The following is a 17,746-nucleotide window of genomic DNA, read 5'->3' as shown; positions in this document are numbered from 1 at the left end:
ATTTATTCATATTTCATGTGATTTTGTGTGATAAGCAATGAGTTTAATTACCTAATAATTAGTGATGATATTTTTTACTCTCTTGTTTTTCTTCTATTTCTAACTTGTTTTTAGGCGGCCAAAAGAAATCAGTAGGGCGCGTTAAAAAGTGAGTGAGTACTAATTTTGCTAATGGATTCCATTGTTCAAAACGTACACGACGGGCGCGTAATGCAACAATAATTGTGAGCGTAAAACTGACAAATAAGTTGGTTAATCCAATGAGCAATACACCCAGAAATGAAACAATTATTAAGCCAATTTCCGGTGTGCCATTAATGAGCATTAAACCTTGAATAAAGTTTGCAGAAGCAAATGCAATATGGCGAATATCTAAAGGTAAACCTAAAATATAACCAAGCGTTCCCATACTTCCGAGCATAATACCAAACAGGAAGTTACCTGCTAGTGCACCTAGGTTACGCTCAATATATTGAGCGAATTTATCTAAGCGTTCTTGTTTTATGTATTTGCGAAGTTGAGGATGAGCCTGAATACGTGGTCCAACTTTACGATAGACGGCCATATTATCGAAATAACCAGCCAACAACCCAGAGAAGAAAAGACAAACACCTGCAATAGCAGCATGAGGAACAGCTAAAGAGGTAAATGGATTTAAATCATGTAAAGTTTTTGTAGCTTTGTAATGGTTCATTAAAGGTTCATGTAAGGTAAAATCCCAAAACATGACAATAATGGCGGCAACAGGAATCGCAATAGAGATATTTCCTAAAATTGCCACAAATTGGGTTCGAATAATATTAATAATTAGCGCAGCAAGTTCTGCAATTTGCGCTGTTTTAGAACCTTTTTGATGCTGTACGGTAGATGCAAGTGCTGCTGCCGTCATCGCAGGTTGTTTGGTTGCAACGGTAAAATGCAAAACATGAATGAGCATGAATCCTAGTGAGTAATTCATGCTATATGAAAATGCTTGCATTAATGGTGCTAAAGATGCGCGAGCCATTAATACTTTTAAAGTTGCCATAGTGGCAATAATCACGCCTGCGCCAGCAGCCGATTTATACATTCCGAAAAATCCAGATTTATCTGTACTTACGTAATGTTCACCAGTTTTACTCGCATTTTCTGTTACTTGAAGTGCAATAAGTTCGCTGTTAGTGACCAATAATGAACGAACACTACGTTCGCTATAAATGGCAGTTGTAATATCGTTTAACAGCCAGCCTAAAGAGTTGTAACGAACATCATCTTTTTCAACAATGAAGTTAATTAAAATTTCTATGCGTTCTAGGCATTGTTCAAGCAATGAAAGTAAATAAGTTAAGCTAATACTCACGCCAATACGCTTGGTCGATCTACGGATTTTTGCAGTAACATCTTTACATTGTTCAAGCATTACTAGAGCTTGAGCTGCATCGGGTGGGATAATGGCAACTAAATTATTGTCATTTAAATGACGCTGTTTATATTGCTGAATAAAATCATTGATTTCACGGTTTTGAACCAAAAATGGAGATTCATATTCAGTTAATTCTGGGTGTGCATTAATAAATTCAGGATATAACCCAATACCGCTTACACGATAAGATAAAACGGTAATCGCTTTAATAATTTCACTACGGATTAGCCGTTTTTCTTCTTGGTTGCTATGACCTTGATTAAGTAATCTGAAAAGTTGTTGCCACTGTTTATCTTCAATGCTGTCTAACCAATATTGATCTGAATATTGATGAAAAACTCGACGTACAAGTTCTTGAAGTTGGCTTTCATCACTTATAAGCGGAAGAAAATGAGAGCCTAAGCGTTGGAAAATTTGGTTCCAAAAACCTTCTAAAGACAAAATACCGGTATCGGCATAAAGACTCGTTTGTTTGTATTGGCTAATAAGTTTTAAAACAAAACTTTGTAAGGTAGATGCTGCGTCTGGTGTAATTAAAATGGCTTGAACAAAGGCATTAAATTTTGCCTGAACTTCGTCTTGATTTCGGGTGTCATTAGGACGAATACGGTCCACTAACTCAATAAGCAAAGCATCATCTAAAACAGCTTGATTTTGATCAAGCTGTTCTTGCATTTCTAGGAATAAATCATTGAGTTTTATATGCATAAGCAAGTATTAAATCTTTCTTTAAATGAGCTGTAAGATTTGGCTATGCTTTATTGAATACGGTTTAAAGCTAATTTAGCCAAATTTTCAAGAGCTTGACGATATGGTGTATTTGGTAAGACAGCTAAAGCTTGAAGTGCTGCTTCTGTTTCTTCAGTTGCACGTTTGCGGCAATAATCTAGTGCACCTGAAGATTGTACAATTGAAATAACACGTTCTAAGTTTTCTGTTCCGCCAGTAGCAATACTTTTTCGAACAATTTCACGCTCTTCACCAGAGGTATTTGCTAAAGCTGAGATTAAAGGCAAAGTAGGTTTACCTTCCATTAAATCATCACCAATATTTTTACCTAATGTTTCAGCATCTGAAGTGTAATCCAAAATGTCATCAATAATTTGGAAGGCATTACCAAAGTGACCTGCGTATTTACGTAATGGTTCACGGAATTGATCTTTCCCACTTAAAATTGCTGAACCTTCGGTTGCTAGTTCAAATAAGCGTGAAGTTTTGCCGTGGATAATACTTAAATAAGTTTCTTCTGTTGTGTCTGGTTGGTGTTGAGATTGTAATTGTAAAACTTCGCCTTCAGCAATTTCACATGTTCCTGTAGAGAAATCTTTTAATAAGCTCATGTTGTCTAAATCAACCAAAAGATCGAATGAGCGTGAAATTAGAAAATCACCTACTAAAACAGCTGTTTGATTATTCCAAGTTGCATTTGCAGTAGGGCGTCCACGACGTAAACCAGACTCATCCACAACATCATCATGAACTAAAGTTGCTGTATGAAGCATCTCAATAATTGCAGCAAGTTTTGTGTGTTTTTCTAAGTTTTCTTCACCACATGCTTTTGCAGCAAGTAAGCACATAATTGGGCGCATGCGCTTACCGCCAGCTTCAACAACATGCTTACTAACAGCCATGACTAAAGCAACTTTTGAAGTAATCCCTTCGTTAATAAATGTATCCATCGCGGCAAAATCAGAAGCAACAGGAGCGAGAATGTCTTGCTTAAAATCGATGGTCATGTGAAGAGGAACCTCATTTTTTGGAATTGGAACTTAGTTTAACAAATATCTAAAGCTTACAAGCATCATTGCAGATTAATGCAACCAAATCATACAATTTTAACTATAGCCTGAGAATAGTAACAGGAGTTGAACGTGTAATTAAATATATCAACAACAAACACATTATTTATTATGCTTATTTTACTCTTGTTTTCTTTAAATTGGATGGTTGTTCTTTGTATGAAATACATTCAAATATGAAAAAGGATGGGTGTTTATAAAATAATCAGTGAGCTTTATCATTTTTTAAGGCAAATCACTTGTTGTTTTTTTGAATATCGCTTAAAATCTCTGCCCTTGTATAACCCCCAGTGGCGTACGTCTTAAGTTCGGTATATTCCTTTATCGGCACGACGACACGGGTAAGTTGGAGTACATTATGTACGCAGTAATCCAAAGCGGTGGTAAACAGCACCGTGTAGTTGAGGGTGAAACCCTTAAAGTAGAATTATTGAAAGCTGAAACTGGCGCTACAATTACGTTTGATGACGTATTAATGTTAGTGAATGGCGAAAGCATTCAAATCGGTGCTCCAGTTGTTGCTGGTGCTACTGTAACTGCTGAAGTAGTTAGTCATGGTCGTCACGACAAAATCCGCATTATCAAAATGCGTCGTCGTAAACACTATCGTAAACAACAAGGTCACCGTCAATGGTTCACTGAGTTGAAAATTACAGCTATTTCAGGCTAATTACGAGGAGTAAATAGACATGGCAACTAAAAAAGCCGGTGGTTCGACTAAAAACGGTCGTGACTCGAATCCTAAAATGTTAGGTGTTAAAATGTACGGCGGTCAATCTGTGACTGCTGGTAACATTATCGTTCGTCAACGTGGTACAGAATTCCACGCTGGTCAAAACGTAGGTATGGGCCGTGACCATACTTTGTTCGCGACTGCTGACGGCGTAATCAAATTCGAAGTGAAAGGCCAATTCGGTCGTCGCTACGTATCTGTTGAAGCGTAAGCTTTAGTAGAAAAAGACCCGCTTTATTGCGGGTTTTTTTATGCCTTTAAAATGTAAAAATTAGTTAGTTATCTTCATCATGATGGATGAAATACGACTTTTAATACTAATAACAATACAAAACTTCTTATTATCTCTAAATTTAGCGATATATTTTAGTTTAAGATAAAAGTCATAAAACGAATTGCGTTGTGCAAATATAAAAGGTGAATGTATGAATATGCTTCGTAAAACAATCTGTGCTGTAGCTATTGGAGCTGCAACTTTGGCACCCGTGATGAGTACGTCTGTTTTTGCTGCAACGCCTGTAGCAGCATCGGAGCAACAAGCAGCAGCTAGCTTGGTGAAACAATTAGAAAGTTTACAAAATATTTCTGCTAATTTTGAGCAAAAGACTACAGTTGAAAATGCTAAACCAGTAAAAAATAAAGGGCTGTCATCTCAGCACATGAATCAAACTTTTAAAGGTGTGATGAAAGTTGCGTCACCTGGTAAGTTTTATTGGGAAATTACATCTCCTGTAAAACAAACGATTGTGACATCGGGAAAAACAATTTGGATTTATGATCCAGATTTACAACAAGCTGTTCGTCAAAGTTTAGATGAGCAAGTTTCAAATACGCCTGCGTTATTGTTATCTGGTAATACAAGTCAAATTATGAAGACCTATCGTATTACTCAGCCGAATAAATCAAAAACTTATTACACGCTGTATCCGAAACAAAAAGATGGTGCATTTCAAAGTTTAACAATTAGCTTTGGAGCAAAAAGTGCGCCTACGCTCATGATTTTGCAAGATTCATTGGGGCAAACAACTTATGTGCGCTTTAGTAATGTTAAAGTGAATGCGGGTGTGTCATCTTCAATCTTTAATTTCACACCGCCAAAAGGCACCGATATTATTGATCAATAAGTATTTATGACTTTAAAAAGCAGCGGAAACGTTGCTTTTTTTATGTAAATTGATAAAGCATTGCTTGTTAATACAAACAATACTATTTCGTTGTTCCATGTGGCGCTACTAGTTTGTATAGTGTGATTATAGTTGTAAGAAAATAATATTTTGGGGGATGAAATGCTAGGTTCACAATATAAAGTGTTAGGGCTTGTCACTGCGATGATACTTGTGGGTGGTATTTCAGGGTGTAAACCTGTGAATGAGCCTGTAAATGATGGCTCATCAAAAAAGGCAGAAGTTACTGACAGCGCAACTCCAGTCATTATTTCAAAAGTGGTACCAATGGAGCTACCAAGTGCTGAAGTATGTTTACCTGAGGGATGTACACAATATAGTATTCAAAATGTTGAAACGAATATTGATTGGATTAATGACTACTTTACAGATCGTATTCACAAAGCAGATCCAATAGCATTTGAACCAAAATCTGCGGAAAAAGTTGTTTTTAGTGATCCTGAAAATGTGGGTTTAAGCCAAAGAACCACAACTGTTCGTTTTATTAGTCAATTTGGTAATATCGCAACTTTCACTATTGATAGTTATATCTACAATGCAGGTGCTGCACATGGTATGTATCATACCGAATATGTAAATTTTGATTTAAAAAATAAAAAGCGTTTATCACTTGAAGATATCGTGATGAAAGATGCTCAGCCTAAAATTTTAAACGCATTATATGATTCAAATTCAATTTGGTTGGAAAATCATGTGATTGAGCGTGCAAGACTTCAATTAAGCGATAATTTTTATTATGGCGTAAATGGTATTGTCTTTGTTTATCCGCTGTATGAGCTTGCAAGTTATGCTGAAGGTATGAGTGAGTTAACATTGCCTTATAGATCTGCAAAAGCATTATTTAAGCCAGAATTTATGCCTAGTTTGCCAAAGTATGTAAATCTGTAATATTTCAATGAGATCTGTATTTTATTGTTCTAATAAGGTGCATGTGTAAGCTGTTTCACTATATTTTTTGCTATGAAGAGCTTACACTATAGCCAGTTTTTTTCTTTCCAAAAGATTGGCTATGATCGACCCAAAATTACTCAGAAATAATATTGAAGCTGTAAATTTAGCTTTAGCTAAACGTGGTGTCCAACTGAATGTTGAAGAGTGGGCATCTTTAGAAGCTCGTCGTAAAGAAATTCAATCGAAGACAGAGTCATTACAAGCAGAACGTAATGCGGGCGCAAAACAAGTCGGTCAAATTAAAAAATCCGGTGGTGATGCATCTGAAATCATGGCGCGCATGTCTGCGATTGGTGATGAAATTAAGGCTGCTGAAGTTGCTCTTGCAGAATTACTTGCAGAAATTGAAGCAAAGTCTTTATCTATTCCTAATTTGCCACACGAATCTGTTCCAGAAGGTAAAGATGAAAACGATAACGTTGAAGTCTTGAAATGGGGCATGCCTCGTCAATTTGATTTTGATGTGAAAGATCATACTGACCTTGGCGAAATGATGGGTGGTTTAGAATTTGAAACTGCAACGAAGCTTACAGGTTCTCGTTTCAGTGTTCTAAAAGGTCCTTTAGCGCGTTTACAGCGTGCTTTAACACAATTTATGTTAGATACGCACACACTTAAAAATGGTTATACAGAAGCGTATGTTCCATATTTAGTGAATGCAGACTCTTTACGTGGTACAGGTCAACTTCCTAAATTTGAAGAAGATTTGTTTAAACTTCAAGGCGAAAAAGAATTTTATTTAATTCCAACTGCTGAAGTACCTGTAACGAACTTTGTACGTGATGAAATTATCGATGCAGATCGTTTACCACTTAAATATGCAGCGCATACACCTTGTTTCCGTAGTGAAGCGGGTTCTTATGGTCGCGATACCCGTGGTTTAATTCGTCAGCACCAATTCGACAAAGTTGAAATGGTTCAAATTGTTAAACCTGAAACATCTTTAGATGCTTTGGAAGAGTTAACTGGTCACGCTGAAGGCATTTTGCAAGCTTTAGGTCTACCTTACCGTAAAGTTGTACTTTGTGGTGGTGATATGGGCTTTGGTGCAATTAAAACTTATGATTTAGAAGTTTGGGTGCCAAGTCAAAATACATACCGTGAAATTTCATCTTGTTCATGTATGGGTGATTTCCAAGCACGTCGTATGAAAGCACGTTACCGTGTAGACCAAAAGAAAACTGAATTTATTCATACATTAAATGGTTCTGGTTTGGCTGTTGGTCGTACATTACTTGCAGTAATGGAAAACTACCAACGTGCAGATGGTTCAATTGAAATTCCTGAAGCATTACGTCCATACATGGGCGGTGCTACTTACATCGACTAATAGGTCTTTGTAAGTTCGATAAAGTGCACAAAATTTTGTGCACTTTTGTTTTAAACAGTCAGATAAAGTTTTGAGGTATTTCGTGGATATTTTTCCAATCTCTTTAAAGTTGCAACAGCAACCTTGTCTGATTGTCGGTGGTGGACGAATCGCTTACCGAAAAGCAGTTTTACTTGCAAAAGCGGGTGCGGAAATTCATGTAGTTGCACCTGAAATTGAAGAAAGCTTGTTAGATTTGGTTCATAAAAGCCAAGGGCAATATGTTCAAGCACCATTTTCTTTAGATATTCCATTACGTCCATATAGACTTGTGATTGCAGCAACAAACGACAAAGCTGTTAATGCAACTGTGTTTGAAGTCTGTGAAGCTGAAAATATTCTTGTGAATAGTGTGGATGATCCTCCGCATTGTCGCTTTATGGTTCCTGCAATTGTAGACCGTTCACCTTTGGTGATTTCAATTGCAAGTAATGGAACATCGCCTGTTTTATCTCGTCAAATTCGAACGCAATTAGAAAGTACAATTCCACATGGAATGGGTAAGCTTGCTGAGTTTTCAGGAAAATGGCGCAGTGCGGTAAAAGCTAAAATTCTAAATCCTGATGAACGTCGTATTTTTTGGGAAGATTTGTACGCAAGTCCACTCAAAGAACAGGTGTTTAATGACAATATTGCAGAAGCAGATCGTTTAATTGAACGAGCGTTAATTGAATGGCAAAAACCAAAAGGTGAAGTTTATTTGGTAGGTGCAGGACCGGGTGATCCTGAACTATTAACACTGAAAGCTTTGCGTTTAATGCAACAAGCAGATGTTGTGATTTACGATCGTTTGGTTTCACAGCCTATTATGGATTTATGTCGCCGTGATGCTGAAAAAATTTATGTCGGTAAAGCACGATCAAATCATGCTGTTCCACAAGACGGAATTAATGCCTTACTTGTGAAATACGCGAGTGAAGGTAAACGAGTTTGCCGCTTAAAAGGTGGAGATCCATTTATTTTTGGTCGTGGTGGTGAAGAAATTCAAGAACTATTTGATGCGGGTGTTGCATTCCAAGTTGTTCCTGGTATCACTGCTGCATCGGGCTGTTCTGCTTATGCAGGCATTCCGCTAACGCACCGCGATTATGCGCAAAGTGTACGTTTCTTAACAGGACACTTAAAAGAAGGTTCGCCAGAACTTCCTTGGAATGAGCTTGTTTATGAAAACCAAACGCTTGTGCTTTATATGGGGTTGGTTGGATTAGAAAAAATCTGCGCTAAGTTGATAGAACATGGTCAACGACCAAATATGCCTGTTGCATTGATTTCGAAGGGAACAACACCACAGCAAAAAGTAGTGGTGGGAACTTTGGAAGATATTGCATCTAAAGTTGCAGAACATCAAATTCAAGCACCAACTTTAACCATTATTGGTGAAGTGGTAAGCTTGCGTGAACAATTACAGTGGCAAGGCTAATCGTCTTGTTGCATTGAAAAGAGAAGAGAAAGCCTGTGATTCATGTAGTTTTATATGAGCCTGAAATTCCAAGTAATACAGGGAATATCATTCGTTTATGTGCGAATACAGGCGCACAACTGCATTTGGTTAAACCTTTGGGTTTTGAGCTAGATGATAAAAAATTGAAACGTGCAGGTTTGGATTATCACGAATATGCGCGTATGCAAATTTGGGAAAATTTTGATGAATGTCTTGCGAACTTAAAATCGCAAGGAATTGAGCTAGATGCAATTTATCCTTTAACGACAAAGGGTTCTGAAACACCTCATACATCAAATTTAAACCGTCCTGTTGCTTTATTGATGGGGCCTGAAACACGTGGTTTACCTGAAAATATTCGTATGATGTTTCCTCAAAATCATTGGATCTGTTTACCAATGGCAGCGAACTCACGTAGTTTAAACTTGTCGAATGCAACTGCTGTTATTTTGTATGAAGCTTGGCGTCAGCAAGATTTTAAAGCACTTATATAATTTTGTTTACATATTTAAAGTCACCGAAAGGTGGCTTTTTTTATCTGATGAATTAATAATTATGTAAAGCTTTTTTAACATGGCTTTGTGAATAATAAAATAGTGTGTATAAGAGCGATATAGCTAATATTTGAGGGTGATTGACGTTGTTAAAAAAATTAAAAAAAATAAATATTTCTATATTTTGCTTAACACTGATGTTTGGTGTTGTTCATGCAGATGAGCCTGTTGTGAATAATCAGCCATTAACTAAAGCAGAAATACAACAAGGTATACTTGTGATGAAGCAAGATTTACATGACCGCATAGATGCGTGGGGTGCAAACTTAAAGGCTGAAGATTTTGAAAGAGGTATATTTTCTGGTCGTCAATTAAATAAGCAAAAGCGCCAAGAAGTTTGTGGGATTTTTCAAGGCGTGATTGATCGTAGTTATAAGCTTGCTGTAGAAAATAAAGCTCGTTTACCTGAAAGTGATCATAAAATTATTGAAGATAGAAATTTATTTATTCAAAGTTTTGGATATAAAAATAATATTGTAGATACCCAAATGGGTTTTAATTGTCGTTTACGTTAAAACGTAGAAATTATCTTTATATTATGGGAATAAAAAAGGCGCATGAAGCGCCTTTTTTATTTTTGAATTAATCTGATGTAGGTTAATCAAATTCGTTATGTTGTGGAGCAGGGTGTTTGAAACCTTTAGTTTTATAACCAAGGTATAAAATACCGAACATTGCCCACCATAAACCGTATTTCAATGCTGTTTCTTCAATTTCTAGCCACATCGCAAAAATACTGATGAAACCTAGAAGCGGAATAACAACAAAGCTAATAATGTCTTTGGTTGTTTTAGTGCGGCCATCACGTAATGCGTAACGTGAAATTACAGATAAGTTCACGAATGTAAATGCAGTTAAGGCACCAAAGCTAATCATAGAAATAACAATGTCTAAGTCCATGAAGCCAGCTGTTAATGCAACCGCACCAACAATCATAATGTTATATGATGGTGTGAAATTTTTCGGACTAATGTGACCAAAAATCTTCTTGTTAATTACGCCATCACGACCCATTACGTACATTAAGCGAGATACACCTGCGTGTGCAGAAATACCTGAAGCCATTACAGTCACAATTGCGAATGCAAGAACATAAGCTTGGAAAAGTGATCCACCTACCAGTAATAAAATTTCTGGTTGAGTTTCAGCAATATTCTTAAAGTATGAACCTGGCGCATTCGGGAAATACAACTGCATGAAGTATGTGCTAACAATGAAAATGATACCTGCAATTAATGCAGTTAAGAAAATAGCTTTTGGTAAAGTCTTTTCTGTATCTTTTGTTTCTTCAGCTAGAGAACTTAACGAGTCAAAACCTGTGAATGAGAAACACAGTAAAGTTGCACCAGTAATTAATGGAGCGACAGCAGTAAGCTCATTCCAGAAAGGATCTAAACTCCATAGCTGATAACGTGTTTCTGATGTAATAGGGCCATCAGCATTGAAGCCAGCTTGTAATTTAGTAAAAATGAGGTAAGTAAATGCAGCAATTACAATTAGCTGAATTAATACAATTAAGCTGTTAAAATTTGCAACAAATTTAGCACCGCGAAGGTTAATACCTGTCATAAATGCTGTAAGTACAATTACCCATACCCAGTGGTTAACATCTGGGAATAATGCTTCAAGGTAAATTACCGCAAGGATAATATTTACCATTGGAGAAAGTAGATAATCTAACCAAGAAGACCAACCCACCATGAAACCAACGTTCGGGTGAATTGATTTTTGTGCATAGGTATATGCTGAACCTGACGATGGGTAACGGCGAATCATATGACCGTAACTAATCGAGGTAAATAAAATTGCAATAAGAGCAACAATGTATGAAGTTGGCACATGGAAGTGACTTTCTTCAGATACTAAGCCAAACGTATCAAACAATGTCATTGGTTGGATGTATGCCAAACCAATGATAATGATGTGCCAAAGACCTAATGTCTTTTGCAGTTTAGCTGTCGATTGAGTCCCAGAGATATTTGTCAACGGCGTTATCCTCTTAATCGTTGATCAAGGATCAGTCATGTTATAAGGATCGTTTGAGACGAACGATCCCCCCTACATTTGAAACAAAGTGCGCCAATCTACTCTAAATTGAAGCAGTTTGCTAGTAACTTTCTGAATTTTTTTAGCAAACTTTCTGCCAAGTTTTTTTCAAAAAATTAATTATTTGATAACATAATGAAAAGCCTGATGTTTAAAAAATCATCAGGCCTATTTTTGCTATATTGTCCTATTTTTTTTAATTTACCAAGCCTTTTTTAGAATAGTTTTTAGCTCTTCTAAATTTGCTTCTTTAGGATTGTAAATAATAGAACCATCATTGAGTGCCTTTTCAGCAACTTCATCTAATTGTGCTTCAGAAACTTTAGCAGTTTCACGTAAATTACGTGGCAATTTAGTTAATGCATATAAACGATCACGCATTGCTAAAATACCTGAAATTGTTTTTTCTGCACGTAAATGGGCAGGGGTTTGCGCATAAACATCTGCACCAGAAAGGTGCAGTAAAAGTTCGGCAATTTTATCGCCGTTTACATCTTTGTTGTATTCCAGCACATAAGGCAAGAATAAATTCATGCATAAACCATGTGGCAAGTGTGCAACTGCACCTAAAGCATGTCCTAGTGAATGTACAAGTCCAACCATTGAGTTAGAGAAAGCAATTCCCGCCATTGTTGAAGCTTGTGCAAGTTCAAGACGACCTTCTGCATCTGATGGATTATCTAAAACATTAAAAAGATTTTTACTGATTTTTTGAATTGCAGCAGTTGCATATGCATCTGAAATTGGATTGGCTGCCATGCATGAATAAGCTTCAATAGCATGTGTTAATGCATCCATTGCAGTCATAGCGGTTAAATGCGGTGGCAGTGTTTGCGTCATGCGTGGGTCTAAAATGGCAGCATGAGGCATTAAATAATATGAAGCAAATGCAAGTTTTACATTTTTCACAGGGTCGGAAACAACAGCAACCATAGTTACTTCAGAACCAGTGCCAGAAGTTGTTGGAATAACGAAAAATGGTTTTAGTGGTTTTGGTAAATTGTGCGCGCCCGAGTATTTTAGTAAATCATTTCCACCTTCGGATACTAAAATATTGGTGGCCTTAGATGTATCAATTACAGAACCGCCACCAACAGCAATAATGGCATCACAATTATTTTCGCGATAAAACTGTGCAGCCTTTTGCACTGTTTCTAGGCTTGAATCTGGTGGTACATCATCAAAAATATAACCAATATTGGTATCGGTAGACTCAAACGCGGTTTCAATTGGAGCAAGTAAATTATTACTACGCACGCCTTTGTCTGTAATAATCATTGGGCGTTTTGCGCCTAATGTTGAAAGCTCAAAAGGAATGTGCTCGAGTGCCGCATGACCAGCAATGACTTTTACAGGGCAGAAAAATTCATAATACGATTTGGTCATGATTAAGCACTCCGTTTAAAATATGATTGTGCAACTTTTAAGTAAATATTGGCAGCGCCTGTTAATTTATCTTTTAAGCTTAAATGTGTTGGATATTCTTTTACTGCAAGCTCTGCAAGAATTTTTGGTAAAATGAGAGATTCCATTTTATTTAAACAACGAACTAAACGAATGGCGTAAGATAAATCACCATCTGCAATCATTCGGTCGTTGGCAAAAGCTTGCGCTGTACTTTCTTGAAATGAAAATACAAGATAGGCATGGCTTAAATGTTTAAATGTGATTGTTAAGTCTGGCTTGGTTTCACTTGATGAAAGTAAAACAAGTTGATGATCTTCCGTGACTTTGGCGATAAAAGCAGGGCCACTGGGGAAGACGTTCATTGAGAGCACAAAGTTCGTTGGAAATTTTGCAACTTCCTGTTGAATTTCTTGATCGACTTGACTAGCCATAACTAAACCACGTCCAATCACATCCATCATGAGTTTAACGTAGGCTTGTTGAAAAGCGGGCTTTACGGATTTATTAGAAATCACAATTGCATCCCATTTAACAATAATTATTTATTTAGAGTATTTACTCTAAAATATTTTAGGTAGAAATGCAAAGTTATTCAATTAATATTGAATGACCTGTACGTCATTAAAGTAACCACTGTTTTGAAAATTTTCAATTACATCAGCACTTAGCTTTGTAAATTTTGGATAATCTTGCATTAAATCCATCATGCGAACCATTTCAAGCCCTGCATAACCACATGGATTAATCGTGTGGAAGCCCATCAATTCACAATCAATATTTAATGCTAAACCGTGGTAGCTACGACCTTTCCGAATTTTAAAGCCCAAAGAGCCAATTTTGCGTTCATCGACATATACGCCGGGTGCATCTGGTTTTGAGTATGCTGTTATATTGTATCTTTTAGCGAGATCTATCATCAGATTTTCAGCATAAGTCACTAATGTTCTTACATTCCAACCTAAACGGTTTAAGTCGAACATAAAATAAATGACCATTTGACCAGGGCCATGCCAAGTAACTTGTCCGCCACGATCTGTTTGTACAACTGGAATATTTGAAGGAATTAATATGTGTTCAGGTTTGCCTGCTTGACCCTGAGTAAGTACATCATGATGTTGTAAAATCCATAATTCATCTGGCGTAGATTCATCACGATTTTCAGTCAAGCTTTTCATTTCATGAAAGCGCGCTTCGTAATCTGTTAAGTCGTTATATTGGCGAATGACAAGATTTGGCTTTGAAACAGCATTCAATGTTGATGCATCCTTAAAATACATAAATACAGTTTTATTATAGTAAATTGATGAGACAAAGAGGGGAAATGTTGCATATCAAATTGATATAAAAAACACGCTCGAAAGCGTGTTTTAAAATTAAAGTGCTGTCTTAATTAAAGGACAAGCTGCTAAGTCGGCATAAAGCTGATGCACTTGCTCTAATGCTTCAAAACGCAATTGAGCTGTAAGGGAATGATACTTACCTGTGCGTGATGGCTGAGTGTTAATAGTGTCAGCATCGAAATCAGGGAAGTGTTTAACCAAAATTTCGAGAACAGCAACACGTAAGTCATCGCCTGCCAAACCAATGAGTTTGATAGGATAATCCATTGGGAAGACCCAAAGATGTTCTTGTAATTCGCGAGATGGTGTACGGTCTAACATTGTAGTCCCCCTTTATATCAAACGCCTGCAAGAGTGCAGGCGTTGTGTTTCTCTTCATTACTAAATGGAGATGAAAGTTTAATTTTCAAGTCTCCATTTTGTAATCAAAAATTAGTCATTTTCTAGGAATGAACGAAGGTGTTCAGAACGAGAAGGGTGACGTAATTTACGTAAAGCTTTTGCTTCAATCTGACGAATACGTTCACGTGTTACATCAAACTGTTTACCTACTTCTTCTAAAGTATGGTCGGTTGGCATATCGATACCGAAACGCATTTTTAAGACTTTTGCTTCACGTTCAGTTAAGTTTTCTAAAACTTCACGTGTTGCTTCTTTAAGTCCTTCAGAAGTTGCAGCATCAATTGGGGATGTGATGTTGCCATCTTCAATGAAGTCACCAAGATGCGAATCTTCATCATCACCAATTGGTGTTTCCATTGAAATCGGTTCTTTCGCAATTTTTAGAACTTTACGAACTTTAACTTCGTCCATTTCTAAACGTTCGCCTAGTTCTTCAGGAGTAGGCTCACGACCCATTTCTTGAAGTAATTGACGAGATACACGGTTGATCTTGTTGATTGTTTCGATCATGTGTACTGGAATACGAATCGTACGCGCTTGATCGGCAATAGAACGTGTAATTGCTTGACGAATCCACCATGTTGCATAAGTTGAGAACTTATAACCACGACGGTATTCAAACTTGTCTACCGCTTTCATCAAGCCGATGTTACCTTCTTGAATCAAGTCGAGGAATTGTAAACCACGGTTGGTATATTTTTTCGCAATCGAAATTACCAAACGTAAGTTTGCTTCAACCATTTCTTTCTTAGCACGACGAGCTTTCGCTTCACCAACTGCCATACGTTTAGAAATTTCTTTAATTTCTTTAACGCTTAAACCTAGGTCTTTCTCAATGTCAGCAATCTTTTGTTGGAAAGCTAAAACATCAGGACGAACTTTTTCTAAATAAGGGCGCAATTCAGCAGGTGTTTTTGCAATTTGCTCATCTAACCATGCAAAGTTAGATTCTTGACCTGGGAATGATGTACGGAATTGATTACGGTCCATACGACCACGACGAACTGCATAACGCATAGTTTCACGTTCTGAAGTACGAATGTTCTCATGTGTGCCACGAATCATTTCAGAAATGATGTCAAATAAACGAGGTGTGAATTTGAACATCATAAATACGTCAGCAAGCGCTTCTAGTGCTGCTGCACCTTCTTTGCTGTTACGACCATGCTTTTCAAAAATAGTACTAGCATTTTGCCAAACTTTCTCAAGTTCAGTGAAACGTGCTTTTGCAATTTCAGGATCTGGACCAGACTCACCTTCAGAATCATCATCACTTTCAGATTCTTCATCTTCATCATCGTCAAGTTTAACGTCTTTTGTCGTTTTAGTTGTTGCTTCTTCTGTTTCGAGTTCAGCTTCTTCTTCTAAAACTTCAGGAATTTCTTCATCACTTTCAGGGTCTAAATAACCAGAAAGAATGTCAGCAAGACGACGTTCACCTGCTTCGTAATCTTTGTATTCTTGAAGTACGACTTCAACAGCATTTGGCCAGTAAGCGATTGAATGAAGGACATCTCGAATACCTTCTTCAATACGTTTAGCAATACTGATTTCGCCTTCACGTGTTAAAAGTTCAACTGTACCCATTTCACGCATATACATACGAACAGGGTCAGTTGTACGACCTGGCTCATTTTCTACAGAGGCAAGTACTGCGGCAGCTTCTTCTTCAGCTACTTCATCGGCAGCTTCGCTGTTGCCTTCAAACATCGTATCATCAGATTCAGGCGCACGCTCATGTACAGGAATACCAACGTCTTGAAGCATTTGAATAATGTCTTCAATCTGTTCGCTCTCTGTAATAGAGTCGGGTAGATGATCGTTAACCTCGGCATAAGTTAAGTAACCTTGCTCTTTGCCTCGGCTAATCAGAGCCGCTACTTGCGAAGTAGGGGAATTCATATCGCTCATCTTTGCTTACTCTTTGTTGAATCTGTGGCGTGGAAAAACCGTGCATGATAGCACAATTTGCTTCAAATAGCTTTTGAATTGATCGGTCAAACCAAATTTTATTAAAATGTCTGAATTAACAATTGTATATAAATATGGGGCCAGACTTCGTTTTTTCAAGTCTTGCTTCCTGTTTAAGCTAAAATATTTTTGTAATTTTACCATAACAATAATAGCAAATTTAGTAATGAATAAATACACGATATCTAAGAATATTTTCAAGTGTAAAATCGTGAAAAAAAGAAGATAAATTAAATATTTCTTGACAAGTTTTGTAAAGAACGATAAATAGCGCCTAGACCCATTCACTTTTTTCATTCAGAGGTAGTTTAAGTGTCTTCTACAGATTTTGAACTAGACGATAGCTTCAGTAATGATGACGATGTTAATTTCGATGAATCATCAAGTAAAATTAGTGCAAAAGAGTCATTAGAAAAACGTCGTTTGATTGATGAACTACTTGCACAACGTCGCTTAGAGCGCGAATTAAAAGATTTTGATTATGACTTCGACGACGATGACGATTTAGATGACTAAAACCTACAGTAAAGCAAAAGTTAAATGCTATGCTATACATCTTGAATATCTAAGTTTGGATTTGAAATGAGTGCTTTAGATTTAGACCTGTTGAGTGAATATCTAGATGGTGACCAAAACGAATATGGTCTAGATTTCGCAGCAACTCATGGTTTTTTGTGTGCAGTTGCAGTTGGTCCTCAATTTAGCAAATGGCTAGATGAGCTTTTTGATAATAATCAAAAGAAAGTACCTGCTGAAATTATTACGCAAGTGAAAGCTTGGTTGGAAGCTCTTCGTCAAAATTTAGCCAATGAAGAAGGAATTGAGTTTCCTTTTGAAATTGAAGAAGCAGACGTAGAATCGAGCCTTGGTGATTGGAGTGTGGGCTTTGTTGATGCAATGTTCTTAAACGAAGATGCATGGTTTACGCCTGAATTTGAAGATCAATTAATTGATTTGACATTGCCAATGATGGTTTTCAGTGGTGTAGATGAAGAAGATCCACAAATGGAATCTTTCCGTCGTAATGGTCAGTTGATGGATGAAATTGCGGAAGAAATTCCAGACAATTTAAATGAATTGTACTTGATGTATCACACACCAGCTTAATTAAAATATTAAGTTGCTCTAACAGTGACTTATGTATTAC

The 17,746-nt window shown here is 36.9% G+C and carries 18 protein-coding genes; 10 read left to right on the top strand and 8 right to left on the bottom strand.

Annotated elements, in window-relative coordinates; all coding sequences use genetic code 11:
- Positions 1-58: 58 nt before the first annotated feature.
- Positions 59-2,110, bottom strand: coding sequence for a site-specific recombinase (locus MZO21_RS09365; RefSeq protein ID WP_154772285.1), 2,052 nt, complete (start codon positions 2,108-2,110; stop codon positions 59-61).
- Positions 2,111-2,160: 50 nt separating this feature from the next.
- Positions 2,161-3,138 carry an All-trans-nonaprenyl-diphosphate synthase gene (sdsA, locus tag MZO21_RS09360; RefSeq protein ID WP_154772286.1) on the bottom strand — a complete coding sequence of 326 codons (978 nt, stop codon included), beginning with the start codon at positions 3,136-3,138 and terminating at the stop codon, positions 2,161-2,163.
- 421 nt (positions 3,139-3,559) lie between these two features.
- Here sdsA and rplU point away from each other — a divergent pair, with 421 nt between their 5' ends.
- The 8 genes from rplU to MZO21_RS09320 all read left to right on the top strand — a co-directional run bounded on the left by rplU (position 3,560) and on the right by MZO21_RS09320 (position 9,948).
- Positions 3,560-3,871 carry a 50S ribosomal protein L21 gene (rplU, locus tag MZO21_RS09355; RefSeq protein ID WP_004280640.1) on the top strand — a complete coding sequence of 104 codons (312 nt, stop codon included), beginning with the start codon at positions 3,560-3,562 and terminating at the stop codon, positions 3,869-3,871.
- A gap of 19 nt (positions 3,872-3,890) precedes the next feature.
- The gene (gene rpmA / locus MZO21_RS09350; protein WP_005097774.1) at positions 3,891-4,145 is read left to right on the top strand and encodes a 50S ribosomal protein L27; all 255 of its coding nucleotides are present in this window, start codon (positions 3,891-3,893) and stop codon (positions 4,143-4,145) included.
- A 214-nt stretch (positions 4,146-4,359) separates the two neighbouring features.
- On the top strand, positions 4,360-5,058 hold the full coding sequence (gene lolA, locus MZO21_RS09345; protein WP_154772287.1) for an outer membrane lipoprotein chaperone LolA: 699 nt from the start codon (positions 4,360-4,362) through the stop codon (positions 5,056-5,058).
- Positions 5,059-5,220: 162 nt separating this feature from the next.
- Entirely contained in the window at positions 5,221-6,006 is a 786-nt protein-coding gene (locus MZO21_RS09340; protein ID WP_154772288.1) for an RsiV family protein, read from the top strand.
- A gap of 121 nt (positions 6,007-6,127) precedes the next feature.
- Positions 6,128-7,399 carry a serine--tRNA ligase gene (gene serS / locus MZO21_RS09335; RefSeq protein ID WP_154772289.1) on the top strand — a complete coding sequence of 424 codons (1,272 nt, stop codon included), beginning with the start codon at positions 6,128-6,130 and terminating at the stop codon, positions 7,397-7,399.
- Between the two features lie 82 nt (positions 7,400-7,481).
- On the top strand, positions 7,482-8,858 hold the full coding sequence (gene cysG, locus MZO21_RS09330) for a siroheme synthase CysG (protein WP_248102236.1): 1,377 nt from the start codon (positions 7,482-7,484) through the stop codon (positions 8,856-8,858).
- Between the two features lie 35 nt (positions 8,859-8,893).
- Positions 8,894-9,373, top strand: a complete 480-nt coding sequence (locus tag MZO21_RS09325) for a tRNA (cytidine(34)-2'-O)-methyltransferase (RefSeq protein WP_171501227.1) — start codon at positions 8,894-8,896, stop codon at positions 9,371-9,373.
- A gap of 197 nt (positions 9,374-9,570) precedes the next feature.
- Positions 9,571-9,948 carry a hypothetical protein gene (locus tag MZO21_RS09320; protein ID WP_248129633.1) on the top strand — a complete coding sequence of 126 codons (378 nt, stop codon included), beginning with the start codon at positions 9,571-9,573 and terminating at the stop codon, positions 9,946-9,948.
- Positions 9,949-10,030: 82 nt separating this feature from the next.
- Here the strand turns inward: MZO21_RS09320 and MZO21_RS09315 are convergent, their stop codons facing one another.
- The 6 genes from MZO21_RS09315 to rpoD form a co-directional block, all read right to left on the bottom strand.
- The gene (locus tag MZO21_RS09315) at positions 10,031-11,419 is read right to left on the bottom strand and encodes an APC family permease (protein ID WP_248102241.1); all 1,389 of its coding nucleotides are present in this window, start codon (positions 11,417-11,419) and stop codon (positions 10,031-10,033) included.
- 261 nt (positions 11,420-11,680) lie between these two features.
- The gene (locus MZO21_RS09310) at positions 11,681-12,865 is read right to left on the bottom strand and encodes an iron-containing alcohol dehydrogenase (RefSeq protein WP_248102244.1); all 1,185 of its coding nucleotides are present in this window, start codon (positions 12,863-12,865) and stop codon (positions 11,681-11,683) included.
- A gap of 2 nt (positions 12,866-12,867) precedes the next feature.
- Complete coding sequence (locus MZO21_RS09305) at positions 12,868-13,401, bottom strand: hypothetical protein (RefSeq protein ID WP_248102247.1); 534 nt, start codon at positions 13,399-13,401, stop codon at positions 12,868-12,870.
- An 81-nt stretch (positions 13,402-13,482) separates the two neighbouring features.
- Complete coding sequence (gene lipB, locus MZO21_RS09300) at positions 13,483-14,163, bottom strand: lipoyl(octanoyl) transferase LipB (RefSeq protein ID WP_154772293.1); 681 nt, start codon at positions 14,161-14,163, stop codon at positions 13,483-13,485.
- Between the two features lie 96 nt (positions 14,164-14,259).
- Positions 14,260-14,547 carry a YbeD family protein gene (locus MZO21_RS09295; RefSeq protein ID WP_154772294.1) on the bottom strand — a complete coding sequence of 96 codons (288 nt, stop codon included), beginning with the start codon at positions 14,545-14,547 and terminating at the stop codon, positions 14,260-14,262.
- 111 nt (positions 14,548-14,658) lie between these two features.
- The gene (rpoD, locus tag MZO21_RS09290; protein WP_154772295.1) at positions 14,659-16,539 is read right to left on the bottom strand and encodes an RNA polymerase sigma factor RpoD; all 1,881 of its coding nucleotides are present in this window, start codon (positions 16,537-16,539) and stop codon (positions 14,659-14,661) included.
- Positions 16,540-16,911: 372 nt separating this feature from the next.
- On the opposite strand from rpoD, the gene MZO21_RS09285 reads away from it, so the two are divergent.
- Both MZO21_RS09285 and MZO21_RS09280 read left to right on the top strand, forming a co-directional pair.
- Positions 16,912-17,115, top strand: a complete 204-nt coding sequence (locus MZO21_RS09285; RefSeq protein ID WP_171501229.1) for a PA3496 family putative envelope integrity protein — start codon at positions 16,912-16,914, stop codon at positions 17,113-17,115.
- Between the two features lie 66 nt (positions 17,116-17,181).
- Positions 17,182-17,706: a YecA family protein gene (locus tag MZO21_RS09280; protein ID WP_154772296.1), complete on the top strand. Its 525-nt coding sequence runs from the start codon at positions 17,182-17,184 to the stop codon at positions 17,704-17,706.
- Positions 17,707-17,746: the final 40 nt, after the last annotated feature.

The organism is Acinetobacter portensis (assembly GCF_023158935.1).
GTDB classification, from domain to species: Bacteria; Pseudomonadota; Gammaproteobacteria; order Pseudomonadales; family Moraxellaceae; genus Acinetobacter; species Acinetobacter faecalis.
The sequence above is the reverse complement of the archived record's forward strand: the minus strand, read 5'-3'. Positions and strand labels throughout refer to the sequence as shown.